This window comes from Erythrobacter sp. AP23, assembly GCF_001542855.1.
In the GTDB taxonomy this organism is placed as follows: Bacteria; Pseudomonadota; Alphaproteobacteria; order Sphingomonadales; family Sphingomonadaceae; genus Qipengyuania.
Window position 1 is genome coordinate 306,333 of record NZ_LNBY01000018.1, and the last position, 25,138, is coordinate 331,470.

Sequence of the window (25,138 nt, forward strand, 5' to 3'; positions counted from 1 at the left end):
AGTGCCGGAGGCAGGAAGCGGCATCATGCGCCGTGCAAGAGAGGCGGCAACCAACCGTTCTCAGATAGTCGCCGGGCTACTTCTTCGGCAAGTTCGGGCTTCGCCAGCTTGTGGCAATTCTGGGCAGCGGCTTCATCGCATTCTTCGCGCAAGAGGTCGAGCAAGGACGCCTTGGTCATGCGCGCAAAGAAAGCCTTGTCGGGCCGCCATTTGGCCGACATGTCGATGCCAAGACGCTGTAAGATATCGGCGGGCAGAGCGCTGCTGGGGTCGATCAAGACAGCAATCAAGCAAGCGAACAAATCCCGCTTCTTAGCCGCGTCCAACGATGCGAGTTGCTCGAGCACATTCTCGCGGTTCAACACTGCCAGACTCTTATCGGCCTCTTCCTCAACATCGATCATCGTGACTCCAGCGAGCAAGTTCTCATCCACCTGCACCGGTCTGACATTGGTGCGCAGCGCCAAAGGTGAATTGATGCCATAGGCGAGGCGATCCTCGATCAAAGCGGCAAGCATAAGATCGAAGGCAAATTCAGGACTGCTGGCCACGGCCTCTCGCACGACCAGCAATTTGATACGGTGCATGGCCTCGGCCAGCTTGCGGCTGAATCGCTCGGGTTTGCGATCGTCCGCCTTCTTGCTCCGCTTGGCCTTACGCAAACACATGGGCTGAATGGTGAGCGCACCATTGTATCCAAGGAACATGATGACCTTTGCATCGGCCTTCTGCTCGTCGGTGTAGTAGCGACGGGCTTTCTCAATTCCGCCAAGTTCGTCGTCGATGGCGCGTAGCTCGGCATTGTTCCAAACCTCTGCTTCGGAGTCCGCCTCGGTGATGGCTTCCGCCTTGCCCTCCAGTTCCGAAAGTCGCGCACCTTCTGCCTCGGTCAGATCGCGCAAGCCTTGGGGCCGAATGTGATTGAGCGAATAGAAGTTGTCGGGCTGACGCTCGACGATCTCAACCTCCGGCCATCCGTCCGCCAGCCATTCCTCGCGCACGGCTTCTAATCGCTGTTGCACCAGTGACCACACCAGATCAGCAGTGTCGGCAAAGCCGCCCTCGTCACCGCTGAACAGGTCGCGGGTGATCGTTCCACCTGCTTCGATGTATTGCGCCAAGGGCACAAGATCGAACAGCGCGCTGTCGGTGGCGATCTTGTCATCGGTGAGCGCGTTGCGCACCATGTGCGCACTGTTGCCGAATTCACCGAACAGGCGAAGCTGTCGTTCTTGATCGTCGGTCAGCGTGTAGGCCTTGGCCGCGTCCAGCCCGATGTCGTCCTTGGCCAGCGCAGCGCGAATATCAGGATGCAGGTCGGCCAGTGACAGGATGCGGTTCACATGGGCAGGAGTAACGCCAAAGCGCGCCGCGATGTCGTCACTGGCCAGCCCATCCGCTGCCAGCTTGCCATAGGCCTCGATGGCATCGGCAGGGTGCATGTCGTCGCGTGACTGGTTCTCGGCAAGCGAGAGTTCGACCGCTTCTTTCTTTGACCGGATCGAGACCGGCACCGCGAAATCATCCGGCAAACGGCCCTCCTTTTGGAGCAAGCGGATTGCCTCTAACCGCCGCCCACCCGCTACCACGGCAAAGCCCTTTCCGTGTTTGTAGGCGACGAGGTTATGGATCACGCCATGCGCGGCGATGTCGTCGGCCAAGGCTTTGATATGCTGGCGCTTCGACTTGCGAACATTGAGCGGTGACAGTTTCAAGTCTGCGGGGGCGATGGTGGTGATGGTCATGGGACAGGTCCTTTCCTTTATGCCCGGGGTGATGGCCAAAACGGCCATCGGCCCTGCCCTTCGGCGAGAACGGGATGGGGAAAGGAAAGCGTGAAATGCCTCGGGGTGGTGCGGACGCAGCCCGACGCAGTCGGGTGAGTCACGGCCCATGCATTTCATGCTTTGGAAAACGAAAGGGCAGCGCCCTTGGTGTTTTCCATCAAGCAAACAAAGGCGCGGCCATGGTATCATGGCCGCACAGCTCACCTGCACGGCTCCGGCCGCACTTCTTGTTGCCGGATTTTGCAGGAGAGCATTTCATGGACAAGGAGAAGACCGAACTCATCCGGCGCTTGAACGACCGCTTCCGTCGTTCTGGCCTCGGCGGCGACATTCTAATCACGCCTGGTATTCAATCACTGGGCGAAACGGCCATGCAAGCCATAGCCGCTAGGGTGTCGGACTTCGATCAGTTCGATCACGACAATGACCCGCATGGCGAACACGACTTCGGTGCGTTCGACCAAGACGGTGAGCGGATCTTCTGGAAGATCGACTACTATGGACCGGACATGATGTCCGGTAGCGAAGACCCGTCAGATCCGGACGCCACACGCCGCGTCCTCACCATCATGCTGGCTTCAGAATACTGATGCCCAGCCCTTCATGGCACCGCCTCGGCGGTGTCTTTTTTCGTCGATGAGGAAGTCTTTCGGGCTTCCAAGATTCTCAGTACCCGTTCGTATGTCGGACTGTCCAATCGGTAACCGCCGATAATGAGAAAGGCTACAAACACTAGTCCTGCGGGCAGCAGGGTCATTCCGAATTTTAATGCATCAAGCGTTGCCTGACCCTGCTGAGCGTTGGCTTGGTACCCTATCAGGTCGATGAAAACTCCCGCTAATGCCGCCGCGACACCATAGCTGGACTTCTGCACGAAGCTCATCACCCCGAAAGTGAGCGATTCATCGCGGCGTCTGCAGCGCATCTCACCGTATTCAACCGTATCGGGGATTGCGGACCAGAATGTGAGATAGGCTGCTGCCGAACCGACAGATGATAGAGCGGCGATGGCCACCACTACCGGGATGGTTTCGCGCTGGTTGGCATACAACAAGAGCGATGCTGTGATCGAAACAAGTGCGCCAGCGCGCCAAACGAAGCGCTTCGAGGTCTTGCTCGTCACATAAGCCCATAACGGAGCTGAAAAGAGGATGACAATCGAGTTTGCCGCAAATACAAGACCAACAGCGGTTTCGTCGCCAAGAGTGTACTTGAAGTAATAGACGAGCAGCTTGCTGACCAGAACACCGCCCAGCGTTGCGAATATCGTCGCTCCCAGAATGACCAGGAATGGCTTGTTGCGGCCAAGGCTCGAAAACGCTCCCCAAAAGTCGGGCCTCGAAGTGCCAATCGCTGGCATCTCCCCTTCACGCACGCTTGCGAAAAGGATGAGGAACACCGGAAGCGAGATTCCGGCAAAGAGGCTCATTGTAACAACAAATCCGAACGGTTCGTCACCATCGCCAAAGTGGCCAACCAGCTTGAGAGTTGAGTAGGCGACAAAAGACGTCCCGATGGTTGCAAGGGCAATGCGCCACGCGGCGAGCTCATTCCTAATCTCGGTGGATCGAGTAATCCTGGCAGACAGGGCACTGTATGGGATGTTCACGACGGTGTAGGCGGTCCGGAAGACCATGTGGGATGCGAGCGCGAAGACGACCAACGCAGCACCCTCCAGTCCGGGGTCGAGGAAAACGAGCACGAGCGACAATGCAAGAGGGACGGCTCCGAACAGGATGTATGGCCGATAGCTTCCCCAACGCGACCGTGTGCGCTGTGCCAAGATACCAATCACAGGATCGGTGACGGCGTCCCACAGCATGGCAACAAGGAAAATCAGACCCGCGACCTTGCCAGAAAGTCCCAGAACATCCGTATAGAAATAGAGGATATAGAAGCTAACGGTCGACCAGTAGAGATTGAACCCGAGGTCACCCAGACCGTAGGCTGCCCGTCGCCAGCGTGTTGGCTCTGCGGGGTCGGTCGGTCGGCTCATCCAGCAAACTGGAGTGTGACGTTGGGGTCGTCGTAAAGGTCGAGCGTAGCCTCGAAGGGATGCAACGACGCCACGCGGAATTCGGCAGGACTGGGGCCGAAGAATGTCTTGAAGTCGATGCGATGCCCGGACCCGAACCCTAATGCTGCGTTCCCGATGGCACCGTTCTCATGCACCAGGATCGCCTCTGAATTTCGAGTCAGGATTGTTCCAAATGGTCGCCACAATCCGTCAGCATTTGTGAGCCGACGATAGGCAACGTGGAATGCGCGCGGCCACTCCCTTGGCTGTTCCGGATCGCCCTGAATACGGATCGTCACATCCAGGTTCTTTACATGCTCGGCCTCATGGAGAAAATCCTGCGTAGCCCACCGCCTGCGGAAATACTTGCCCGTTAAAGTTTCATCTGGCCACTGCGGACTGGGTCTCAAAAGATACATTAGCGGTCTGAAACCACCGATATTGATGCCCCCCAAGAGTATCGCTTGTCGCAGTCGTCCAAAATGCTTGCGGAATTGGCTTTTCTCCAGATCAATGAGGGAGATCGGGTCGGCGTCGAGCGCACCAAAGAAGCTGAGAAAGGTATCTTCTGCCTTGGGCATGCCGTTGGCGATCCATTTGTATATTGTCTTCGAGCTGCGAGAAGGATTGGCGGTGCCCTCATGTCTGAGAGCGTGGATCGACCATTCCTCAGCGAAATTCTCGATGCCCCCGAACTTCTGTTCGAACAGCTCGAATGTGAGCTTTGAGTCCAAGAAAAACCGCACACCCCCTCCTACATGCGACTGTCGGCCTGGAATGCGCCCGACGGAAACCCGTTCTCATTTTTTCGCATAAAACTGAGAACGGTCAAGCCGCAGCTGGGCGATAGATGTCAGTGAGCGAGGCAGAGAATAGTCTCGCAATCATTGGCTGCAATCTACCGTTGGGGGATAATATGCGCGCGTTTCTAGTTGCGATTTTGGCTTTGATGCTTGGCGCTTGCGCCACATTCGCTGGTGCTGGAGGCCAGTTCCAAACAGAAGACACGATCGTACTCGACAGGCAGGTGACGAGCTTTGCTAGCTTCAAGCAGGGCATGATCAATATTGGGGAGCAGAACGGTTATCAGTGGACTGGAGGGAGTGATCGCAACCGGACCGTGAATCTGTCTGACCAGCCCAATTTTGGGCAGACGATGATCGGTAGGGCATTCAGCGTCCAGATGGCATTCACCTTGCGGCAGGACATGCGGACCGTCGACATCATGTTCACTTCATTTGGTGACAGCTCATCTGGGGCATCCAATTCGTTGCGGCGCCTGCAGGAAATCAAGGGCTTGATGCAGAATCATTTCAACTAGCCCGCTGCTTCCTGAAGCTCGCCAGGGCGAAATGTTCCGGTGGCCGTTCGCCAATCCGCTGTGAGCAGGGCTGGATTGGGATCAGGTGGTGTCCAGACTACCCCAAACGCATCCCAGGCCGTGAAGAGCTGATAGTTGTTGCCATCTGGAAAGAACTTACGTGTATACGATAACAATCGCTCGACCCGTTCCCTACTGGTTGTCACATTCAGCACCAACATCGGCGCGGTTAAATTGAGGTGTTGCCGATATCCGCCGCCCTCAAGATAAGCGGTGTACTGGAGCAGATGCCGCTCAAAGCTCTTGCGTTGGAAATTGCTTGAGGTAGCCGGTTCGGTCGCCCTGTCAGCCTCGACGGCGAAAAAACGATAGCGTGTTCCCTGATCGGTTAGGTACTCCAGACCAAAAACGGCATCTGGCAGCAAATCCTTGGTGAAGGTCGCGCCGGTGCTGGGATCGGCGATGTTCGTCGTCCAGCGCAGCTCAGCATTCGCCCGTGAGAGAATTGTACTTTGCGGAATGTATCTAATGTTGGGGAGCGTAAGGCAGGCCAACTCGATGCTGGCCGTGACGCAAGCCACCATGTGATTATGGAGCCAAGGGCCTGACCGTTGCCGGTGGTTAGCCATGCCAGCTTCCATTAGGGCGACAGTTGAGGCGGGCGTGAGGTCATAGACAAGCTGGTTGTATCGGCTGTCGATGGTGCGGAACTGCTGCGCTGGCCGCGCGAGATACGTTCCGGCATGCGGCGTATTGTCTTCATGGAAAAGGTCGGTCAGGCGCTCGCGGGCGCGCTTCTCGCTGCGGTGTCTGTCACCGCCAAATGCGAGGAGGAACGAACTGGGCAGCGGCCCATGCTCGGCCAGGGCAGCAAACCAGCGCAGGTCGCGCTCTGTCGGCGAAACTCGCTTGCCGGTTGGACTAGGCGATAGCCGTGTTCTGCGTCCCAAGGTATCGGTTCTGTCAGACATGAATGACCCTCCAGTTGCGAGGGTCATCGATCTATGCAGAGATATGCCGCCTGTCTCCGTGCGCTATGTCGCGGATTGGCGAGCTTTAGTCAGCCATGCCCTGCCATGTGCACGGTAACTTCTTCACCATTTGTCCCCGGCATCGGTGTCGATGTGACCAGGCTGCTCCTTTGGTGGAGTGCTGCCCTCGTTGTTCTTGCTGGAATTGCTCTTTGACGAGGCTTCCGGCGAAGTGGTTGATCCATCTGCCTCAGGTTCGTCACAGGCCTGCGCTTCGGTATCACCCAAGGCAGAGCAGTGGTTGGCATACAGGTCGCGCATTCGCTGTCGCAGCGCATTGCGCTCGGCCTTCTTCATCTTAGGCAGGGCTTCCATATGTCCGAATGGGAATGATAACGGCACCGCTCCCTTGGTCTGCCCACGCACATGGGCGGCAAAGCTGCCCTTGGGTTGCGCCTCGATCAGTTCAGGGCCGCAATACATCATCGGCGCGAGAGCGCGGGCATCCTTGGCGGATACACCACCGGCAAACTTAATTGCCGTATTGGCGGAAAAGGCCTCCTGCAATTTCGGTTCAAGCTGGCCGAGATACTGGTGTGCTAGCACCATCCCCACATTGTATTTGCGGGCCTGCGACAGGATCAGACCGATGTTCCGGTCGAAGTAGTCTTGGGCCTCATCGACGTAGACGATGGTCGGGGTGCGCTTGTGCTCTGGCAGAGTGGCGCGCTCCTGAGCCGCCTGCGCTATCATGGCGATGAAGAACCGCCCGAAGATTTCGGTGCCTTGCTCCTTGAGCAAATCCTTCGCCGTGTTGATGAGGATCACCTTACCCGCGTTCATTTCGGTGAAGAGGTCGAGCTTCGACCGCGGATGCGAAAACATCCGCTCGAAGGTCTGGTTTTCGAGAATACCCCATAGGCGACGCAGCACCTGTTTCTTGGTCTGGTCAAACTCGCGGGAGGTGAATTCGGTATCGAAGAAATGACGGGCCGTGCCGGAGAGTTTGCGGATGTGCGGTGCGAACTTCTTCTCGCTGCCCGGTTCCATCAATTGACGAAGCGTGTGGATGGTCGCGTCGGGTATGTGGAGCATCAACCGCGTGACGTAGCGAAAGATCACATTCTGCTTCTGCGTCATCTGCGCGTCGAGCAATGTGCCGAGCACGAAGTCATACAGTTCGAGAATGGAGTTGGTCAGCCGCTCACGCTCCAGCGGCGCATAGCCGGACAGGCGCTCCATCCCGACATCGAAGAGATTGAGGGACACCGGCCATTCCACGTCGCTGGGGTCGATGATGACCACACGCTCATCGAGTGGCTCGCCGGGTGCAAACTCTTTCAGACTGGCGATGGTGCGGATCAGGTCGCCCTGGCTATCGAGCACAACGACTGTGCGCTCGCCTTTGGCCACGGCCTCGAGATCATTCGCAATCAGGTATTGCAGGGTCTGGGTTTTGCCGTGCCCGGAACCGGCCACGATATGGTGATGCTCAAAGCGGGCTTTGGTCGGGATGGTGAAGTCGAGCGTCTGATCGAACAACGGTAACAACGGTGTGCCGCCAAGATAGGTGGAAACAAGCTGCACCGGCGACTTGGCATCGAATTGCTCGGGCAGCTTCGGGGTGCGATTGAACCCTCGCGGGTCGTCGGGATTGCCGCCAGACGCTACGATCAGGTTGCGCTCAAGGCGCTGCGATAGACGCGCCAGCAATCCTCGTTCGGACAGCTCTTCAGAGAAGGCAACGCCAAGCATCAATTGCGTCACGGTACCAATATCGTCGACATTGCGGAGCAGACTGGTTGGGACGGTGATGCCGTCACGGTGCTCGGACTGTTTCAGCAAGGCCGGACAGGCTTCATAGAGCGGCCCAAGAATTGATGTGAAGGCCAGCTCCAGGAGTTCACAGTTCGCCTCAAAGTCAGCCACGAAGCCGCGCTGGCGGGTCAGTTCCTCCCTGATGTCCCACAGCTCGGCAATCGTGCGCTCCGCCGCCCAATCCACTTCGGGCAGGACGAACAGGCCTTCGTATGAAAACACCTCGGCCACCAAAGCCTGGATCAGGAGGACCTGATCGTGGGTGGGCGGAATGCCGAGGCGGTCGGCCACCGCATTCCCAATCGCTCCCATCAGTCGAGATCGTCCCGCCTGATCGGCGACACCCGCTTGCTGGAACAGGCTTTCGACCTCGTTCCGCTCTCGGTGCACCAATTCCGCTTCACTTGGCTTGAACAGACCACGTACCAAGGAATGAACCAACGCTCCAACGCGCCAGACCATATCAGAACGCCCGCAGGATCATTTCTCGCGCGAGCTCCTTCGGCAGTGGCTCGATCGTATGGCGTTCAACGCCGTCCCAATGCTTGGCGCTTTCCATGACCTGGCGAAACATCTCGCAGGCGCCTTCAAGCCAGGCTTCCTTCTTGGCGAGCTCGATGACGCTTTCGCATGTGAAGTGGCGACCATGGAGAAGATCTTTCACGAAGATCGTCTCGCGCTTCTCGTTCATATGCCAATAACCAGCGCCTGCGCCGACGGCGAGGCCGCCAACCAACCCCGTGATGCCGCTTGAGGAGAGATAGGTCAGGAGAAGCGCGGCGATTACGAACACAATTGCGCCGAGCCTGACCGCACCGCGCAACAGGTGACGATCATCCGCGCCGATGAGGATGGATTCATCGAATCGATATCGTCTGATGAGCGCCTGTTCGTCTTGAGTGACTTCAAGCTTGCCCCACAGTTTGAAGTTAACCCGCCCTACGCTTCCAGTCGTCTGTTCTCTCTTGAAAAGCAGCTCCATCACATTCCCCCAACACCCGTGTTCACGTCCCGCAGAAAAAATTGCGTAGATCATTTCCAACGGTCAAGCGATTTCACAATATTCGCTCGTGCTTCTAGGAATATCCTCGCCCGAGAATTCAATAATGAGTGAGAGGATATTCTGAAGTCGCGGACGATCCCCATCGCGAAGAGATTTGCAGTGTTGAGCTATGAGAAACTATGTGTGGGGATCGAGAACCGGAGCTAGTGGGGATACAGGAAATCTGTTTCGCGCGCATCCTGGTCTTTCAGCCTTGATCGGCACGATCTCAGAATCTGCCACGCCGTTGATGGCGGCAGTAGGAGGGCGAGATCGCTGCCGAACGTGCAGAGAGTCATTCCGCGTTGGAGACGAGGATCGGTACGGTTGGATTAACTAGGGGAAGCGACCAAATGCCCATCCAGCGCCAAACTTGGCAACGACTTACACCGAGGAATGATCTTCCTGGGCTGCCCTGTCCGCACTGCGCTAATGGCAAGATTAAGCTAGTGAAGAACGGCCTGGTGTCGTTGGAACCAAAGCACGTCTCAGACTGGCGTGAGAAGAATCCCGATGAGTGGGATTTCGTCTTCGCAACGGAACGTTGGTCGGCGAGCATGAGGTGCGACGAAGCCACTTGCGGGGAAGTCATCCATATGATCGGCGACATTGAAGTTGTCGAGGCCGACGTAGATTTGCCCGGTGGCACCTCCACAGGGGCGTATGAGGAAGTTTTGCGCATCCAAGCGGTATTTCCGGCTCCGCCGCTTTTTCGAGTTTCTGACAGCGTCCCTAAAAGAGTGAAGGAGCAACTTGAGCTCGCCTTCCGCATGTACTGGACGGACGTCTCTGCGTGTGTCTCTAGACTTCGCACCGCTGTCGAACGTCTTCTCGATGACCAAGGTGTTCCCAAAGAACGGTTGCTGACCAAAGGTAAGAAAGCGGGCAAAATGCACCGTATGAGTCTTCATGAGCGGATCGATTCTTTCGCCAGCGGCTCAGCCCACAAGGATCAGCTGCAGGGCCTACGCAACATCGGAAATCTTGGCACCCACGGTATTGAGGACGTCGAGGACGCCGACCTCTTTGACGCGGTGGACGTACTCGAATTTGTACTGACGGGTATCTACGACTCGAAGACAATCAATGCGAAGGCGGGGAAATTAAAATCGAAGAAGCCCAAGTCGTAAGTCACTCAAGCCACACGCAGTGAGGCGAGAAAGTCTGTAAACGTATCGGCCCATGGCGCGTCTAAGTTGCGCCCTAATCTCAGCGATTAAGCCGCTTAGGAAATAATCTCGAAAGTGGACCTTCGAAATAGCTCCACGCGACGGCTCGAGAAGAAGAATTCATTAGGTCTCAATCTGCGAAGCAATGAGCTGCGCGATCGGGGTGTAAAGGTCGATCTCTTGGTTTTGGGTAGTGACAGAAACGATCAATGAATAGCGAGCGTTAGCTTCGACCCTGCCGAGATGCGGACGCTCCTTCCACCAACCTGATCGGGGAAATATCCCGAGCAAATTGCACTCCCGCGCCTCAATTGCAGGCATAGTCACCCAGTCGCGGTGGATTGAACCGTGAGAGCGGCCCTTTTGCGACCCGATTGCCCAGCTGACACTTGATCCGCCGTAATCGCCGTCATCGGCCCGCGCTGCACTATTGAGGCGGGTGACGAAATCGTGGTCACTCTCGGTTGGTTTCTTTATATTGAAATCAAGTCCGTGTGAGCGATATTTGTATTTATCTCGCCAGCCCTTCTCACCAGGTGCTGGTTCGACGAAATATGAAAGCGTCACGTCAATACGTACAGGTGCGTCTGCGGGCAAATCATCGAGAGCGCCAACGGGCCAGGGTAGGCGGTAGAGATGCATATCCTTGGCCCGATTGGATGACACGGCCTTTTCGAAGGGCTGGATTTCCTGTTCCGCGATGAGTGTCAACGAGCTGGCGGCAGATTGCAGTGCACGGGCGAAATCCGGGACACCGTAGCCAGCCATTCGCAGTAGATTGACCATGTTGGCGGTGGCGCTGGCGTCCGGCGATGTAAGCTGGGCTATCATCGCTTCGGGCCACGCCGCCGAATGTACGAGCAATCCGCGAATGGTCTCTGGCCAAGCACTGGGGTAGGCATCCCAAAGTCGGCCGCACATCTGAGCTGCAAGCCCTGCTGCGCCGCTAGTTGCGAAATTTGCACCGAGCAGGGCGTCCTGCGGTCGGTGCCCGATGGTCAAAAGCGACAAGTCGTCGAACTGTGACCCGAAACCCGATGCGTCGACCGCGACATTGCCGCCTTCAAGCACGATATCGGGCTTGTTGGGCCAGCGCTGTTCGGCCGCCCAGGTTCGTGACGAAGTCGAATATGGAGAGATCTGGCCTGCTGAAGCTAGTGGGGTGTAGTTGGCAGATAGTTCGGGATCTTCAATAAAATCGAGAAACGTTGATGCCCCGACGGTCAGGGCGTTCCAGGCTTGTCCGGGGTCATGTATCGAGATGGTGAAATTGGCGTCGGGATAAGCCTGCCATTCACTCGGATCGCGGACGTTTCCACCCGCAACCACGCAGAGTTTGGGTTGGTCGTCGTTGGTTCCAAAAATGGCGTTGTCGATCGCACCAGACCATGAAGAAGGGCGCCCTCGATCGCGCCCATCCTCACTAGTTACGGCCAGACAGAACACGCGTCTGGCGTCAGGATCGATCAGCGTACCGCGCGCCATGGCTTGAAGCGTTCGCTCGCCGTGGAGGCGTGGGTCCGCTTGCTCCCCAGGCTGGCGGATAAGCTTCACAGATTCGACGCGATGCGAAAGCGTAACAGGTGTATCGGCATGCAGATGAAAGGCTAGATCCTGACCGAAAGCCACTGTGCCGACCATCCCTGTTCCGTGGCCGTGATCGTCAGCGGTACCCCATGCTGCATCCACGCTGTCGCATTGGCCATCGGCCATGATCGGTGCGAGAAGGGGGTGACCATTGTTGACCCCCGTGTCGATAACGCAGACGGAGACCTGCGTTTCTGGTGAAACAGACAGCCGCGGAACAAGTGTATCGACCCAAGCGGCCTGATCAGCATTCGGCAAATCGGTCCAGAAAGCCGCGGTTTCCTTACCTCTGCGAAATTCGGCGATGTGAGGCGACGCGGCGAGCAGTTCCTCAAGCTCATCGGATGTCGCATGCGCGAGGACAACCGTGCGTTCGACAAAATGAATCGCGCCATCTTGGATGGGTACGTCGAGAATGGCGGCCGTGTCACGAAGCGCCGCCTCGACTTCCTCGCGTGTCGCGTCGGTCGCGATTAGCCAGACTTCACACCATGCGCGCGCTTCGCTCGTGGGTAGAAAGTCAATCGGATCGTACCAGAAAGATTGCAGTACCGCGCGTCTGATTGCCTCGATGCTTTCGACCAACTTCTGGTTTTTTGGCTTGTCGCTGGCGGTATTCTCATCACGATAGCGTTGAATTTTGTTGATCAACCGGACATGCTTCCCGCTGGGTATGTAGATCGTCGCTCGCGTGATCGGGTCGCCGTTTTCGTTGTGAGAGTCGCGAACATTAAGAAGCTCAATACCCGCGCCGCGATCCTCTAGGCTTGTCGTTCTTAGATCGAAACCTGGCGCGCTCTCAAGTTCGAGATAGGCGCCGTCCTTGGTGGGAAGGGCGACCCCCTGTCTCTCGCCGCGTTCAGTTGCCGCTTCGGACCAGGCGCCATCGAATGCCGCGCGAAGTCGGTCAGCGTGGGTTTGCCGTTGTCGGCCGCCCGGCAAATCAAACTCGCCGCCACCGCCCGCAGGATTGCGATACTCTATCGCATCCGGTCCGGTTGGCAAGAAAAGGTGCGGGAAATCAAGGTCTGCCATCTCGGGTTATTCAGGGTCGCCGTAGACCCCCTTGCGATCACGCAGCGCGATAATGAGCGCCTTCTGCGTAACTGACCTTCGATCAGCCAGGATCGCATCCTTGATCGCGTCGTTGCAAGCTTCCGTTATTTCGGCGTGGCTCAGACCCTTGGCCACTGCCAGAACAGGGCCGAGTTTGAACCGCCCTATAAATGTCGCCAGCCGGTTGCGTAATACTGCTTCGATCGCGTTGCGATCGGGATGCCCATACTGGAGGATATCGTCGAATCGCCGGAAGAGAGCGGGATCGAGCGATCCGACATTGTTCGTTGCCGCCACGATCAACCCTTCAGACCGATCCTCTTCAATGAACTGCAGGAGTGCGTTAAGCACACGGCGCATTTCGCCTACGTCATTTTCGCTGCCGCGGGCTGTGCCAAGCGTGTCGAATTCATCGAAGAGATAGACTGCTGGACGCTCTCGAATAACAGCGAAAACCTGCCTCAGCTTTGCGTTTGTCTCTCCAAGGTAGCGAGTGAAGAGGCGATCAACCTGGACAACAAAGAATGGCAGCCCCGTGCGCCGAGCAAGAACTGAGGCGGTCATTGTTTTGCCGGTTCCCGGAGGACCTGCGAGCAGGATCTTGCGACGGTTTCGCATTCCAAAGTTCGCGAGCTTCGGCGCTTGCCGATGCTCGGCAACGATCCGCGACAGTTTTTCCTCAATGCGGTCGGCGACGACCAGCGAGGCATGGTTGGCAGCTGGCTCTTGCTCGATCAAAAGGTCGGACAATTCGGGACTGACCGAAACCAGCTTCAGCGATCGTTGCGCTGTCGAATCGACTAGTTTTCGAATGTCCTCGGCCAGGCTGGTATGTCCGCGCCGCGCCTCGGTTGCGGCGAGCTGTAACGCGATCGTGCGGAACCGTTCCTCGTCCTTCTTAAGGTGCGAGGAGATCAATGCCTTGATCTGATCAGCTTTCGCCATGTTTGCCCGTTAGCACCATCCGCCGCCAGAAAATTTCTGACGAACAAACGTGTTGATTGTCGCGCACAACGACGCTTTTGCAGGGAGTGAATCATCCTCGTTGCAATAGCAAGAGCAAAGGTAATCCTGTCCAGAGTTTCAGGCCGACGACAAGCCAGTCTTCCTTGAGGGATGCCGAAGGTAGTGCGGCCTAGTTTAGTTTGCCGTAGCGTCCGCTTTCGCGCTGCTTGTTGCCAAACCAGACATTCTGCAATCGGCCCGAACCAGCCATTGGGTGATCGGGCTTGCAAGCCCGATCACCCGCTCCTTCAAGAGGAGTGTCGGCTAGGCGCATCTCGGCGGTCCAGTCGTTGCTGGAGCCAGTCGAGCACTTCCTCCTCAACCCACCCCACTCTGCAAGGACCTAGGTTTACCCGCTTGGGGAATTGCCCGGCCTTTTCCAGTCGTGCGATGTGCTGCGGGGAGTACAGAACAAGCTCCTTGAGCTGACGCTTCGATAGTATCCTCATCACGATGTTCCCATGAAGAGAGCATCGCGATGCCCTGGTTTACGACAATACCCAGGCGAGCATGACGCTATCAGGATCGGGGGATGTCGCCAAATGAGTCGCGCATGCAAGAACATCGCTGCGCGACACTTCGCGTTCATTGGGGTGGACCGAAAGGTGGGCCTGAAAACAGGCCACCTCACAACTGTCTGAATTATTGCTATTTTTGTAGAGAAATGGTGCCCAGAAGAGGACTCGAACCTCCACGCCCTTGCGGGCGCCGCCACCTGAAGACGGTGCGTCTACCAATTCCGCCATCTGGGCACACTTGTCGCTGGCCGGTCGTCGAAGGCCGGCCACGGGTAGGGGCGCGCCACTAGCGAAGCACTGCGAGTCCTGTCAACGCCTTTCGCATCTGCCGGAACGCTTGCGGGCAGGCAAGGGTTGAGGCAAGGGGCGCAGCGACGATCTCACCTTCGAGGATACAGGCAATTACCATGGCGAAAAGCGGTGCGTTGGACGGCAAGCTCGTAGTACTGATGGGCGGCAGCGGCTTCATCGGCAATTACGTGGCGCAGGCCCTGCTCGAACGCGGCGCGCGTGTGCGTATCGCCAGCCGCAATCCCGAACGCGCCTTCACTCTCAAACCGCTGGCCAATCTCGGCCAGATACAATTCGCGCGCTGCGATGCCAGCGATCGCCAGTCGGTCGAGCGCTGTATCGCCGGTGCCGATGCCGTGGTGAATCTGGTCGGCGCGTTCGATGGCGACCTCTACCGCCTGATGGGCGAAGCGCCGGGCTGGATGGCCGAGGCCGCCGCCAGCGAAGGCGCCGAAGCCTTCGTCCACGTCAGCGCGATCGCTGCAGAACCCGACGAAGATACCGAAATCGAGTATGCCGGCGCCAAGAAGATGGGTGAAGAGCGAGTGCTGGCCGCTTTCCCCAAGGCGACGATCCTGCGCCCCAGCATCCTGTTCGGCAAGGATGACAATTTCATCAACATGTTCGCCGGGCTGATTTCGACGCTGCCCGTGCTGCCGGTCTTCGCACCCGATTCGAAGCTACAGATTGTCTATGTCGACGATGTCGCCGAAGCCTCCGTGCGCGCGCTGGAGGACCCGGGTACCTTCGGAGGCAAGACTTACGAACTCGGCGGACCGGAAAAGCTGTCGATGATGGAAATCAATCGAGCGATCGCTGCGGCACAGAACCGCAAGCGCACCTTCCTGCCGATGCCCGATGGGCTATCTGCAACCTTCGCCGCGCTTCCCGGCACGCCGATGGGCAGCGACCAGTGGAAGCTGCTGAAACAGGGCAATGTGGTTTCGGGCGAATTCCCCGGTTTCCCCAAGTTCGGGATCGAGCCGAAACCCCTGAGCCTGTTCCTCGACAAATGGATGGTGCGTTATCGCAAGCACGGCCGCTTCAGCGAACGGCTGCGCTCCTGAGCTAATCCTCCTCGGTGCTGCCGCCCTCTGCGAGTAGTACGACGGGCTCGACCAGCAATTCCGCGCCCCGGCTGCCGGTGATGCGCACCCGCGTCCCGGCATCGGCATCGGCACCGCGCGCGATCCACTCGCTGTCGCCGACTTTCACCCGGCCTTCGCCATCGGCAATCGCCTGCGTGACCAGCGCGGTTTCTCCCACCAGCCGGCCCGCGCGGTTGTTGAGCAGCGGGTCGGAGGAGATGATCGGGCGATCGCGCAGCCAGCGCTTGGCCGAAAAGGCGAAGATCATCGACAGCGAAACCCAGGCGATGATCTGCAAGGCCAGAGGCGGCGCGGATACGAAGGCAAGCACGGCAATCGCCAGCGCCGCCATCGCCAGCCAGATCAGATAGACGCCCGGCACGACCATTTCGAGCATGGCCAGCGAAAGGCCGACTATGAGCCAGATCCAGTAGGTGTCGACGCCATCCATATTCGCTGTGCCTAGCTGTCGCGCGAACGGGGAACGGTTGGTCGCCGCACGCGCGACGGATCGCGGGTCGGAGGAATCGGGGTTCCGGTATCGACCGTGCCCTCGACATTGTCGAAGGTGCCCTTGACCAGCTCGCCGATCCCGCCGAGCGAGCCGATGAGTTGCGTCGCCTCGACCGGGAAGAGGATGGTCTTTGCGTTGGGGCTATCGGCAAATTTCCCGACTGCCTTGGTGTATTCCTGCGCGACGAAATAGTTGATCGCCTGATTGCCCGAGGAGGCGATGGCGTTGGAGACCATCTCGGTCGCCTTGGCCTCCGCCTCGGCCGCACGTTCGCGCGCTTCGGCGTCGCGGAATTGCGCCTCGCGCTTGCCCTCTGCCTCGAGAATGGCGGATTGCTTGCGTCCCTCGGCACGCAGGATCGAACTGGTCTTATCGCCCTCCGCCTCGAGTATCTCGGCGCGCTTCAAACGTTCGGCCTTCATCTGCCGCGCCATGGCTTCGGAGATGTCGACCGGCGGGCGGATGTCCTTAATCTCGACGCGGGTGATCTTGATGCCCCAGGGCGAGGTCGCGTGATCGACCACGCTCAGCAGCCGGGCATTGATCTCGTCGCGCTTCGAGAGGGTCTCGTCGAGATCCATCGAACCCATGACCGTGCGCAGATTGGTGGTGGTCAGCGCGAGGATCGCATTGTGCAGTCCCGACACCTCATAGGCCGCCTTGCCCGCATCGAGCACCTGGAAGAACACCACCGCGTCGACCCCGACCATGGCGTTATCCTTGGTGATGATTTCCTGGCCCGGAATATCGAGCACCTGCTCCATCATGTTGATCTTGTGCCCGACCCGATCGATGAAGGGGATGATCAGGTGGAGCCCCGGCTCGGCCGCCATGGTGAACTTGCCCAGCCGTTCGATCGTGTAGACGAAGCCCTGCTTCACCACGCGCACGCCCATCATCAGGAACAGCACGGCCAGCAGGACCAGCAAGATCAGAACTAGCGAACCACCGAGCATTTCGACCCTCCTATGATCTAGGGCATGGTAGCGCGCATGGCGTTGGCGGCAAGCGAAAGCGGATTACAGCGCCTCGGCATAGGTCGCCAGCAGCCGCGCCCAGGCACGGTCCGCCTCCGCCTGGTCGTAAGCCGGCGCATCCGGCACGCACCAGCCATGGTCGGCGTCATAGACCTCGATCTCCGCCTCCGCTCCGTTCGCATTCGCAGCTTCGCGGAATTCGGTCTTGGCTTCGGGCTCCTTGGCATCGTCGTCCTGCGCGATGGCGATGAGGTAGTGCGCATCCTCGCGCAGCATGCGGTGCGGGCTGGTGTCGCTCTCGCGCACAAGGCCGCCGCCGTGGAAGCTCGCCGCGGCCTTCATCCGCGGTACCGCGGCCACGCTCCACACGGTGAAAGGGCCGCCCATGCAATAGCCCTGCGTACCGATCCCGCGGGCGCGATCGACGCCGGGCTGCGTATCGAGCCAGGCGGTGGCCGCGCGCGCATCGGCCTGGATCGCTTCGGCATCGAGCCTACGGCGCCACGGGCTCGCCTTCTCCCAGCCCCCGCTGCTGGCGAAATCGGCGAAATCCTCGAATTGCTGGCCGGCAACGTCGCGATAATAGGGATTGGCGACGAAGACCGCATAGCCATCGCCTGCCAGCCGCCGCGCCATCTGCCGCTTCGCCTCGCGAATGCCGCCGATATCGGGCCAGAACAGAACCAGCGGGCTGCGGGTCCCTGCGGGATGGACGAAGAAGCCGTCCATCGTACCGCCCGGCGCGTCGAAGCCGACCGTCCGCTCGGTCAGCCCGCCGAAAGTCTCGTTCGCTTCCGCTTCGACCCCGACCGGGGCGCAGGCAGCCACGCCCGCCGCCATTGCGCCGCCGCCGAAGGCCCTGCGCGTCAGTTTCGCCTTGGCCCAGCGAGCCAGATCCTGTTCGTCGCACATCGCTCGTCTCTCCACTCACCCTGTCGGCTACGATCCTTGCAGCACGCAGCCATATGGACAAGCCCAAGCAGGCGCGTCAGGGTAGGTTGCGAAGAGCGACGCAAATGTCGCCGGGGAGAGGATGATGCGAGGGATCGGTTGGGCGGCGCTGGCCGCGCTTGGGTTTTCCGGGACGCTGGCCGGATGCAACATGGCGACGGGCGAAAATACCGAAGGCGGGATCGACAATGTCCGGCTGGTCAATGCGGGCGAGGATCCGGCCAATTGGATCACGCACGGCAAGACCTATTCGGAACAGCGCTATTCCCTGCTCGACCAGGTCAGCCGCGACACGGTCGGCGAGCTCGGACTCGCCTGGTTCGCCGACATGGACACGGCCCGCGGGCAGGAAGCGACGCCGCTGGTGATGGACGGCAAGCTCTATGTCACCAGTGCGTGGAGCAAGGTCTTCGCCTTCGATGCCGCGACCGGCGAGCCGCTGTGGAGCTACGACCCGCAGGTGCCCGGAGAAACCGGCGTGAAGGTGTGCTGCGACGTCGTCAATCGCGGCCTTGCCGCCTGGGGGAACCGCCTGTTCCTCGGCACGCTCGACGGCAGGCTCGTGGCGCTGGATCGGGATAGCGGCGAAGTGATCTGGGAGAAGGTCACGGTCGACCAATCGCAGAGCTATTCGATCACCGGCGCGCCGCGCGTGATCGACGGCAAGGTGTTGATCGGCAATGGCGGCGCGGAATTCGGCGTGCGCGGCTACATCGCCGCCTATGATGCCGGGGACGGCAAGGAGCTGTGGCGGTTCTACACCGTGCCGGGCGATGAGGGCGAGGACGCGCCCGACTATCTGAAAGCGGCCGCCGAGACCTGGAGCGGCGATGTGCTGACCGGCGATAGCGGGATCGGGGGCGGCGGGACCGTGTGGGATTCGATGGCCTACGATCCCGAGCTCGACCTGCTCTATTTCGGCGTCGGCAACGGTAGCCCGTGGAACCGCGCCTATCGCAGCCCCGGCCCCGACGGGACGGGCGAAGGCGACAATCTCTACCTTTCCAGCATCGTCGCGATCCGCCCCAATACCGGCGAATATGTCTGGCACTACCAGACCACGCCGGGCGAAACCTGGGATTATACCGCGACGCAGCACATCGTCCTTGCCGACATGGAAATCGACGGGCGGACACGGCAGGTGCTGATGCAGGCGCCCAAGAACGGGTTCTTCTACGTTCTCGACCGCGCGACCGGCGAATTCATCAGTGCCGAGCCCTATATTCCGCTCAACTGGGCGACGGGAATGGACGAGAACGGCCGCCCGATCGAAAATCCCGAAACGCGCGTGGATGTGACCGGAGAGCCGGCACTTGTGATGCCCGGCCCTCTGGGCGGTCACAACTGGCACCCCATGGCTTATCACCCGGGCGAAAACCTCGTCTATATCCCGGCTTTCGAAGCGGCGATGCTCTATGCCCCGCAATCGGATTGGAAGCCCGATCGCCAGCGCGGCTTCAACATCGGCTTCGACATGGGTGCCGGCGACTTGCCGCCCGACATGGGTTTCCGCCGCGAAGTTCAGGGCACGATCAAGGGCAAGCTGCTGGCCTGGGACCCGGTCAACCAGGAGGCCAAATGGACGGTTGAGCATCCCGGACCGTGGAACGGCGGCGTGCTGGCGACCGGCGGCGGCCTGGTGTTCCAGGGCAATTCGGGCAGCGAATTCTCCGCTTACGACAGCTCGACCGGCGAGAAACTGTGGACCTTCGCTGCGCAGACCGGCGTCGTCGCACCGCCGATCACCTACACCGTGAACGGCGAGCAATATGTCGCCGTTCTGGCCGGCTGGGGCGGCGCCTTCGCAATCACTGCCGACGGTACGCTGATCGACCAGATGCATCCGGTGCGCAACATCAGTCGCCTGCTCGTATTCAAGCTCGGCGGCGAGGCCGAGCTTCCGGCCGAGCCCGCACTGGCGGCTGCCCCGCTCGATCCACCGCCCAGCCGTGCGAGCGCCGCCACGGTCGAATTGGGGCGCGAGAAATACGCGCGCTACTGCTCGGTCTGCCATGCACCAGGCGCGGTGGGTTCGACCGTGCTACCCGACCTGCGCCGCTCGGGTGCGCTCGACAACCGGCAGGCCTGGCAGCAAATCGTCCACGACGGCGCGCTGCAGGACAATGGGATGGCCAGCTTCAAGGGCTCTTTGACGCCCGTGGAGATTGAGGCCATCCGCGCTTACGTGATCAAGCGCGCGAACGAAGACAGGGACATGGAGAACGCCCGCGCGGCGAACCGGGTGGCGCGGCGCTGATCAGCCGCTGAAGACCACAGTGCGCTGGCCGTTGAGGAGCACGCGCTCCTCGAGGTGAAGGCGAACCGCTTCGGCCAGCACGCGGCTTTCGATATCGCGGCCCTTGCGCACCAGCTCGTCGGGCGTGTCGGCGTGGCCGATACTTTCCGCATCCTGGTGGATGATCGGGCCCTCGTCGAGATCGGCGGTGACGTAATGCGCGCTTGCTCCAATCATCTTGACCCCGCGCTCATAGGCCTGGTGGTAGGGCTTGGCACCCTTGAATCCGGGCAGGAAGCTGTGATGGATGTTGATGCACCGCCCGGCGAAGTGGGCGGCCTGCTCGTCCGACAGGATCTGCATATAACGCGCCAGCACGACCAGCTCGGCATCGGTCTCTTCGGCTATAGCCCTCACCTGCGCTTCCTGCTGCGCCTTGGTCTCGCGCGTGATCGGCAGATGGTGGAAAGGGATATCGCCCAGATGCGTGTGTTCGATCGCCTCGCGCGGGTGGTTGGAGACGATCGCGACCGGCTCCATCGGCAGCTCGCCGATACGCCAGCGATAGAGCAGGTCGGCGAGGCAATGGTCGAATTTGCTGACCATTATCAGCACGCGGCGCGGCTGGTCCCGCAGGGCGAGCTTCCACTGCATGCCGTATTCTTCCGCAACCACGGCGAAATCGGCCCGGATGGCGTCTCGCGGCGTGGCGCCGGGATCGAATTCGACGCGCATGAAGAAGGCGTCGCTCTCCCGGTCGTTGAACTGCTGCGCTTCGAGGATATTGCCGCCACGCTCGAAGAGGAAGGTCGTTACCCGCGCGGTTATGCCCGGGCGATCGGTACAGGACAGCGTCAGGACCAGCGGTTTTGCCATGGTCGCCTCATGTCTCTCGCGCCCCCGCCTGCGCAAGTGCAAACGAGCTTGGGTTGCCGCAATACCGGCTTGGTCAGTCGATCTCGAACACCACCTTGCGCATGCCCGCTTCGCCCAGCGCGGCTTCGACGACCGCTTTCTCGGCCGGATCGAGCTTCGTCTCGCAGCTCACAACACGCGCCACGGGGGCGAGCATCTCGAAGCCGCCTCGCCGCAATATCTTGCCGATCGCACGGACGATAGCGTCCTCAAGGTAGCGCGGATGCGCGACGATCGAATCTACGGAGGAGAAGCCGAATTCGGCGGGCTGGTCGGCGAAATTTCGCGTCGTACGATGGGTTACCTGGATGCGATCCCGGTAGATGGCGACATCGAGGTCCAGCCGATGGATCACCATTTCAGCGGCGCGCGAGCGCCTCCTCGCTTTGTCCGAGCAGCTTCTCGATGATCGCCGCGACCGGCTCTTCTTCCTTGAGCATACCGACCGACTGGCCGGCCATCAGGCTGCCGTTCTCGACATCGCCATCGATCACCGCGCGGCGTAGCGCGCCTGCCCAGTAATGTTCGATCTGCAATTGCGCCTCGTTCATCGCGATCTCCTCGCGGTCCAGAACGCCGGCGACCTCGATCTGTTTCCGGGTGAATTCCTCGGTGCCCTTGTTCTTGAGGGCGCGCACCGGGATCACCGGAAGGCGCGGGTCGACCTGGACGCTGGCGATCGCATCGCGCGCCGATGCGCGGAAGAAGGCCTTCTTGAAAGCGGGGTGAGCGATGCTCTCCTGCGCGCAGGCGAAACGCGTGCCGAGCTGGACACCCGCGGCGCCCATTTCGAGATAGCCGGCGATCGCCTGACCGCGCCCGATCCCGCCGGCAACGAAGATCAGGTGATCCTCGGCCAGTTCGGGGAGCATTTCCTGTGCCAGCACGCTGGTCGAAACGGGGCCGATATGGCCGCCCGCTTCCATGCCCTCGATCACCAACGCATCGGCGCCCGAGCGCAGCAGCTTCTTGGCGAGCGCGAGCGTGGGCGCAAAGCAGATGACCTTCGCCGGATTCTCGCCGCCTTTGATCGCCTCGACACTGCCCTTGGGCGGGATGCCGCCGGCAAGCACGGCATGGCCGACGCCGTGCTTCTCGCACACTGCAATCAGCTCGAACAGATCGGGATGCATGGTGATGAGGTTCACGCCGAAGGGCTTGTCGGTCAGCTTCTTCGTCTCGGCGATCTCTGTGTCGAGCAGGTCCGGGGTCATCGCCCCACAGGCGATCACGCCGAAGCCGCCTGCGTTGGAGATGGCCGAGACGAGATTGCGTTCCGAAACCCAGCTCATCGCGCCGCACAGGATCGCGGTGCGGGTGCCGAGGAAATCTGCGCCGCGCTGCATCAGGCGGGCGGTCTTGGGATAGTCGCTCATCCGCAGGGCGCTTAAGCCCGGCTCGCCCTCTCGGCAAGCGGCGATAGATCAATCGCCATAGACGATCCGTACCTTGTGCGCGGCATCGCGGGCCTTTCGCCGGGCCTCGTCGGTATCGCCTGCGGTCGCCAGCGCCACGCCCATGCGGCGGTAAGGGCGGCTGGTCGGCTTGGCGAAGATGCGCAAATCGGCGCCTTCGGCCATGGCTTCGGCGAGGCATTCGTAGGACAGGCTAGCGCTGTCGCGTTCGGCAAGGATCACCGCGCTGGCAGCCGGGCGTGCGCGTAGCTCGGCAGGGATCGGCAGGCCCATGACTGCGCGGGCGTGGAGGTCGAATTCGGTGAGATTCTGGCTCACCAGCGTGACCATGCCGGTATCGTGCGGGCGCGGCGAAAGCTCGGAGAAGATCACCTCCTCGCCCTTTACGAAGAATTCGACCCCGAACAGGCCGTAGCCACCGAGGTCGTCGACCACGGTCTTCGCCATGTCCTGCGCCTTCGCGACCGCGGCATCGGTCATCGGCGTCGGCTGCCAGCTTTCCTGGTAATCGCCGCGCTCCTGCCGGTGGCCGATCGGCGGGCAGAAGCTGATGCCATCCTTGTGGCGCACGGTCAGCAGCGTGATCTCGTAGTCGAAATCGACGAATTGCTCGACGATCACCCGCTGCCGGTCGCCGCGCATATTGGCACAGGCGTAATCCCAGGCCTCTTCGAGCCCGGCTTCGTCGCGCACGGTCGACTGCCCCTTTCCCGAGGACGACATGACCGGCTTGATCACGCAGGGCAGCCCGGTGTGCTGCGCGGCGGCCTTCACCTCTTCGAGGTTCTTGGCATAGCGATATTTCGAAGTGACGAGGCCCAGCTCGTTAGCCGCGAGGTCCCTGATCGCATCGCGGTTCATGGTCAGCTGCGCCGCGCGCGCGGAAGGGACGACGCTGAAGCCCTCGTCCTCCAGCTCGGCCAACACCGAAGTGCGGATTGCCTCGATCTCGGGGACGATATAGTCGGGCCGGTGCTTCTCCGCCGCTTCGCGCAGCTTCTCGCCATCGAGCATCGAGAACACCTCGCGCGCATCGGCCAGCTGCATCGCGGGCGCATCGTCATAGGCATCGCAAGCCACGACATAGGCCCCCAGCCGTTTGGCCGAAATAACGAATTCGCGCCCCAGCTCGCCCGAGCCGAGCAGGAGAATCTTCGCAGTGTGGCTCATGCAGCCTCGTCGGCCGCATCCAGGCCATAGGCCGTGTGCAGCACGCGCACAGCGAGTTCGGTCTCGTCCTCGTCGATCAGCACGCTGACCTTGATCTCGCTCGTGGTGATCGCCTGAATGTTGATGCCGCGGTCGGCCAGCGCCTGGAACATCGTGCTGGCGACACCTGCGTGGCTCTTCATGCCAACGCCGACCACAGATATCTTGGCGATCTGACTGTCGGTGATCAGCCGGTTGAAGCCGATGTCCTCGCGCTTGTCCTCGAGCAGTGCCTGCGCGCGGGCGAGGTCGGCCTGCGGGACGGTGAAGGTCACGTCGGTCTCGCCTTTGTCGCGGCCGACGTTCTGAATGATCATGTCGACATTGATGCCGGCCTTGGCCAGCGGGTCGAAGATATGCGCCACCGCGCCGGGCTTGTCGGGCACGCGGGTGAGGATCACCTTGGCCTCGTTCTTGTCGTGCGCGATGCCGGTCACGTGCTGGCGTTCCATGTCGCCCTTCTCCACAAGTTCGTTCATTTCTTCCTCCGACACGATCATCGTGCCGGGGTGATCGTCAGCAGGGATCGCATCCTCGCCGACGAAGCTGGAGAGGACCTGCACGCGCACGCCCTCTTTCATCGCCAGGCCCACCGAGCGCGTTTGGAGCACCTTGGCCCCCACGCTCGCGAGCTCGAGCATTTCCTCGTAGGTCACCGCCCTCTGCTTCTTCGCCTTGGCGACGATACGCGGGTCGGTGGTGTAGACGCCGTCGACATCGGTGTAGATGTCGCAACGATCCGCCTTGACCGCTGCGGCCACGGCAACCGCAGAGGTGTCCGAGCCGCCCCGGCCCAGCGTGGTCACGCGCCCGTCGGATGCGCGCCCCTGGAAGCCCGGAATCACCGCGATCTCGCCGCGTTGCATGCTGGCGACCAGCTCGTCGGCATCGATGCTCTCGATGCGTGCCTTGGCATGGGATTCGATCGTGTTGACGGGCAGCTGCCAACCGAGCCAGCTGCGCGCCTTGCAGCCCAGCGATTGCAGCGTGAGCGCCAGCAGGCCGCTGGTCACCTGCTCGCCGCTGGCGACAACCACGTCGTATTCCGCCGGGTCGTAGAGCGCGTTGGCCTCGCGGCAGAAATTGACCAGCCGATCGGTCTCGCCGGCCATGGCCGACACTACTACCGCGACCTCGTGCCCGCGTGCGGCCTGCTTGCGCACGATGTTTGCGACGCGCCGGATACGCTCGGTCCCCGCCATGGAGGTGCCGCCGAATTTCATCACGATGCGGGCCAAGCGCGTTTGTCTC

22 protein-coding genes and 1 tRNA gene are annotated in these 25,138 nt (G+C 60.4%); 5 read left to right on the top strand and 18 right to left on the bottom strand.

The annotated features are described in order from the left end of the window. Nucleotides 1-23: 23 nt before the first annotated feature. On the bottom strand, nucleotides 24-1,745 hold the full coding sequence (locus ASS64_RS14420; protein WP_067696234.1) for a ParB/RepB/Spo0J family partition protein: 1,722 nt from the start codon (nucleotides 1,743-1,745) through the stop codon (nucleotides 24-26). A gap of 299 nt (nucleotides 1,746-2,044) precedes the next feature. Here ASS64_RS14420 and ASS64_RS14425 point away from each other — a divergent pair, with 299 nt between their 5' ends. After that, a complete protein-coding gene (locus ASS64_RS14425) occupies nucleotides 2,045-2,377 on the top strand; it encodes a DUF3768 domain-containing protein (RefSeq protein WP_067695947.1) in 333 nt (110 codons plus the stop codon). A gap of 11 nt (nucleotides 2,378-2,388) precedes the next feature. Here ASS64_RS14425 and ASS64_RS14430 read toward each other — a convergent pair whose 3' ends face one another. Both ASS64_RS14430 and ASS64_RS14435 read right to left on the bottom strand, forming a co-directional pair. Then, on the bottom strand, nucleotides 2,389-3,783 hold the full coding sequence (locus tag ASS64_RS14430) for an MFS transporter (protein ID WP_067695950.1): 1,395 nt from the start codon (nucleotides 3,781-3,783) through the stop codon (nucleotides 2,389-2,391). Then, nucleotides 3,780-4,538, bottom strand: a complete 759-nt coding sequence (locus tag ASS64_RS14435) for a hypothetical protein (protein WP_157075209.1) — start codon at nucleotides 4,536-4,538, stop codon at nucleotides 3,780-3,782. Before ASS64_RS14435 ends, ASS64_RS14430 begins: the two co-directional genes overlap by 4 nt. Nucleotides 4,539-4,660: 122 nt before the next feature. Between ASS64_RS14435 and ASS64_RS14440 the strand changes: the two genes are divergently transcribed. Next, the gene (locus ASS64_RS14440; protein ID WP_157075210.1) at nucleotides 4,661-5,125 is read left to right on the top strand and encodes a hypothetical protein; all 465 of its coding nucleotides are present in this window, start codon (nucleotides 4,661-4,663) and stop codon (nucleotides 5,123-5,125) included. On the opposite strand, the gene ASS64_RS14445 is transcribed toward ASS64_RS14440, so the two are convergent. From ASS64_RS14445 to ASS64_RS14455, 3 genes are all read right to left on the bottom strand, one after another. Next, the gene (locus ASS64_RS14445) at nucleotides 5,122-6,096 is read right to left on the bottom strand and encodes a replication-relaxation family protein (protein WP_198147727.1); all 975 of its coding nucleotides are present in this window, start codon (nucleotides 6,094-6,096) and stop codon (nucleotides 5,122-5,124) included. The two genes, ASS64_RS14440 and ASS64_RS14445, sit on opposite strands and share 4 nt — an antisense overlap. A gap of 123 nt (nucleotides 6,097-6,219) precedes the next feature. Then, a complete protein-coding gene (locus ASS64_RS16880) occupies nucleotides 6,220-8,376 on the bottom strand; it encodes a type IV secretory system conjugative DNA transfer family protein (protein ID WP_067695960.1) in 2,157 nt (718 codons plus the stop codon). 1 nt (nucleotide 8,377) lies between these two features. Continuing rightward, nucleotides 8,378-8,896 carry a hypothetical protein gene (locus ASS64_RS14455; RefSeq protein ID WP_067695963.1) on the bottom strand — a complete coding sequence of 173 codons (519 nt, stop codon included), beginning with the start codon at nucleotides 8,894-8,896 and terminating at the stop codon, nucleotides 8,378-8,380. A 413-nt stretch (nucleotides 8,897-9,309) separates the two neighbouring features. Between ASS64_RS14455 and ASS64_RS14460 the strand changes: the two genes are divergently transcribed. Further along, nucleotides 9,310-10,086, top strand: a complete 777-nt coding sequence (locus ASS64_RS14460) for a DUF4145 domain-containing protein (protein ID WP_083508394.1) — start codon at nucleotides 9,310-9,312, stop codon at nucleotides 10,084-10,086. Nucleotides 10,087-10,248: 162 nt separating this feature from the next. Here the strand turns inward: ASS64_RS14460 and ASS64_RS14465 are convergent, their stop codons facing one another. The 4 genes from ASS64_RS14465 to ASS64_RS14475 form a co-directional block, all read right to left on the bottom strand. Beyond that, nucleotides 10,249-12,747, bottom strand: coding sequence for a S8 family peptidase (locus ASS64_RS14465; protein ID WP_083508395.1), 2,499 nt, complete (start codon nucleotides 12,745-12,747; stop codon nucleotides 10,249-10,251). A gap of 6 nt (nucleotides 12,748-12,753) precedes the next feature. Further along, a complete protein-coding gene (locus tag ASS64_RS14470) occupies nucleotides 12,754-13,713 on the bottom strand; it encodes an AAA family ATPase (RefSeq protein WP_067695973.1) in 960 nt (319 codons plus the stop codon). 308 nt (nucleotides 13,714-14,021) lie between these two features. Next, a complete protein-coding gene (locus tag ASS64_RS17130) occupies nucleotides 14,022-14,222 on the bottom strand; it encodes an AlpA family phage regulatory protein (RefSeq protein ID WP_083508396.1) in 201 nt (66 codons plus the stop codon). A gap of 216 nt (nucleotides 14,223-14,438) precedes the next feature. Further along, nucleotides 14,439-14,525, bottom strand: a tRNA-Leu gene (locus ASS64_RS14475). A gap of 173 nt (nucleotides 14,526-14,698) precedes the next feature. Between ASS64_RS14475 and ASS64_RS14480 the strand changes: the two genes are divergently transcribed. Continuing rightward, a complete protein-coding gene (locus ASS64_RS14480; protein ID WP_067695976.1) occupies nucleotides 14,699-15,649 on the top strand; it encodes a complex I NDUFA9 subunit family protein in 951 nt (316 codons plus the stop codon). 1 nt (nucleotide 15,650) lies between these two features. Here ASS64_RS14480 and ASS64_RS14485 read toward each other — a convergent pair whose 3' ends face one another. The 3 genes from ASS64_RS14485 to ASS64_RS14495 all read right to left on the bottom strand — a co-directional run bounded on the left by ASS64_RS14485 (nucleotide 15,651) and on the right by ASS64_RS14495 (nucleotide 18,073). After that, nucleotides 15,651-16,121, bottom strand: a complete 471-nt coding sequence (locus ASS64_RS14485; RefSeq protein WP_067695979.1) for an NfeD family protein — start codon at nucleotides 16,119-16,121, stop codon at nucleotides 15,651-15,653. Between the two features lie 11 nt (nucleotides 16,122-16,132). After that, nucleotides 16,133-17,140 (bottom strand): SPFH domain-containing protein, encoded by a 1,008-nt coding sequence (locus tag ASS64_RS14490; RefSeq protein WP_067695982.1) that lies wholly within the window; start codon nucleotides 17,138-17,140, stop codon nucleotides 16,133-16,135. A gap of 63 nt (nucleotides 17,141-17,203) precedes the next feature. After that, the gene (locus ASS64_RS14495; RefSeq protein WP_067695983.1) at nucleotides 17,204-18,073 is read right to left on the bottom strand and encodes a dienelactone hydrolase family protein; all 870 of its coding nucleotides are present in this window, start codon (nucleotides 18,071-18,073) and stop codon (nucleotides 17,204-17,206) included. A gap of 121 nt (nucleotides 18,074-18,194) precedes the next feature. On the opposite strand from ASS64_RS14495, the gene ASS64_RS14500 reads away from it, so the two are divergent. Then, entirely contained in the window at nucleotides 18,195-20,369 is a 2,175-nt protein-coding gene (locus tag ASS64_RS14500) for a PQQ-dependent dehydrogenase, methanol/ethanol family (protein ID WP_067695986.1), read from the top strand. Here ASS64_RS14500 and purU read toward each other — a convergent pair whose 3' ends face one another. From purU to ASS64_RS14525, 5 genes are all read right to left on the bottom strand, one after another. Next, nucleotides 20,370-21,224 (bottom strand): formyltetrahydrofolate deformylase, encoded by an 855-nt coding sequence (gene purU, locus ASS64_RS14505; protein WP_067695989.1) that lies wholly within the window; start codon nucleotides 21,222-21,224, stop codon nucleotides 20,370-20,372. Between the two features lie 73 nt (nucleotides 21,225-21,297). Then, entirely contained in the window at nucleotides 21,298-21,621 is a 324-nt protein-coding gene (locus ASS64_RS14510) for a hypothetical protein (protein WP_067695992.1), read from the bottom strand. Between the two features lies 1 nt (nucleotide 21,622). Next, entirely contained in the window at nucleotides 21,623-22,639 is a 1,017-nt protein-coding gene (locus ASS64_RS14515; protein WP_067695995.1) for a nitronate monooxygenase family protein, read from the bottom strand. Nucleotides 22,640-22,687: 48 nt separating this feature from the next. Then, nucleotides 22,688-23,848 carry a formate-dependent phosphoribosylglycinamide formyltransferase gene (purT, locus tag ASS64_RS14520; RefSeq protein ID WP_067695998.1) on the bottom strand — a complete coding sequence of 387 codons (1,161 nt, stop codon included), beginning with the start codon at nucleotides 23,846-23,848 and terminating at the stop codon, nucleotides 22,688-22,690. Then, entirely contained in the window at nucleotides 23,845-25,125 is a 1,281-nt protein-coding gene (locus tag ASS64_RS14525) for an aspartate kinase (protein WP_067696001.1), read from the bottom strand. The genes purT and ASS64_RS14525 overlap by 4 nt, the downstream gene beginning before the upstream one ends. Nucleotides 25,126-25,138 lie beyond the last annotated feature (13 nt).

Excerpts from the sequence above, each read along its gene's own strand:
- ASS64_RS14420 (WP_067696234.1), bottom strand. The coding sequence starts at position 1,745 with ATGACCATCACCACCATCGCCCCCGCAGACTTGAAACTGTCACCGCTC.
- ASS64_RS14425 (WP_067695947.1), top strand. The coding sequence starts at position 2,045 with ATGGACAAGGAGAAGACCGAACTCATCCGGCGCTTGAACGACCGCTTC.
- ASS64_RS14430 (WP_067695950.1), bottom strand. The coding sequence starts at position 3,783 with ATGAGCCGACCGACCGACCCCGCAGAGCCAACACGCTGGCGACGGGCA.
- ASS64_RS14445 (WP_198147727.1), bottom strand. The coding sequence starts at position 6,096 with ATGTCTGACAGAACCGATACCTTGGGACGCAGAACACGGCTATCGCCT.
- ASS64_RS16880 (WP_067695960.1), bottom strand. The coding sequence starts at position 8,376 with ATGGTCTGGCGCGTTGGAGCGTTGGTTCATTCCTTGGTACGTGGTCTG.
- ASS64_RS14455 (WP_067695963.1), bottom strand. The coding sequence starts at position 8,896 with ATGGAGCTGCTTTTCAAGAGAGAACAGACGACTGGAAGCGTAGGGCGG.
- ASS64_RS14460 (WP_083508394.1), top strand. The coding sequence starts at position 9,310 with ATGCCCATCCAGCGCCAAACTTGGCAACGACTTACACCGAGGAATGAT.
- ASS64_RS14465 (WP_083508395.1), bottom strand. The coding sequence starts at position 12,747 with ATGGCAGACCTTGATTTCCCGCACCTTTTCTTGCCAACCGGACCGGAT.
- ASS64_RS14470 (WP_067695973.1), bottom strand. The coding sequence starts at position 13,713 with ATGGCGAAAGCTGATCAGATCAAGGCATTGATCTCCTCGCACCTTAAG.
- ASS64_RS17130 (WP_083508396.1), bottom strand. The coding sequence starts at position 14,222 with ATGAGGATACTATCGAAGCGTCAGCTCAAGGAGCTTGTTCTGTACTCC.
- ASS64_RS14480 (WP_067695976.1), top strand. The coding sequence starts at position 14,699 with ATGGCGAAAAGCGGTGCGTTGGACGGCAAGCTCGTAGTACTGATGGGC.
- ASS64_RS14485 (WP_067695979.1), bottom strand. The coding sequence starts at position 16,121 with ATGGATGGCGTCGACACCTACTGGATCTGGCTCATAGTCGGCCTTTCG.
- ASS64_RS14490 (WP_067695982.1), bottom strand. The coding sequence starts at position 17,140 with ATGCTCGGTGGTTCGCTAGTTCTGATCTTGCTGGTCCTGCTGGCCGTG.
- ASS64_RS14495 (WP_067695983.1), bottom strand. The coding sequence starts at position 18,073 with ATGTGCGACGAACAGGATCTGGCTCGCTGGGCCAAGGCGAAACTGACG.
- ASS64_RS14500 (WP_067695986.1), top strand. The coding sequence starts at position 18,195 with ATGATGCGAGGGATCGGTTGGGCGGCGCTGGCCGCGCTTGGGTTTTCC.
- purU (WP_067695989.1), bottom strand. The coding sequence starts at position 21,224 with ATGGCAAAACCGCTGGTCCTGACGCTGTCCTGTACCGATCGCCCGGGC.
- ASS64_RS14510 (WP_067695992.1), bottom strand. The coding sequence starts at position 21,621 with ATGGTGATCCATCGGCTGGACCTCGATGTCGCCATCTACCGGGATCGC.
- ASS64_RS14515 (WP_067695995.1), bottom strand. The coding sequence starts at position 22,639 with ATGAGCGACTATCCCAAGACCGCCCGCCTGATGCAGCGCGGCGCAGAT.
- purT (WP_067695998.1), bottom strand. The coding sequence starts at position 23,848 with ATGAGCCACACTGCGAAGATTCTCCTGCTCGGCTCGGGCGAGCTGGGG.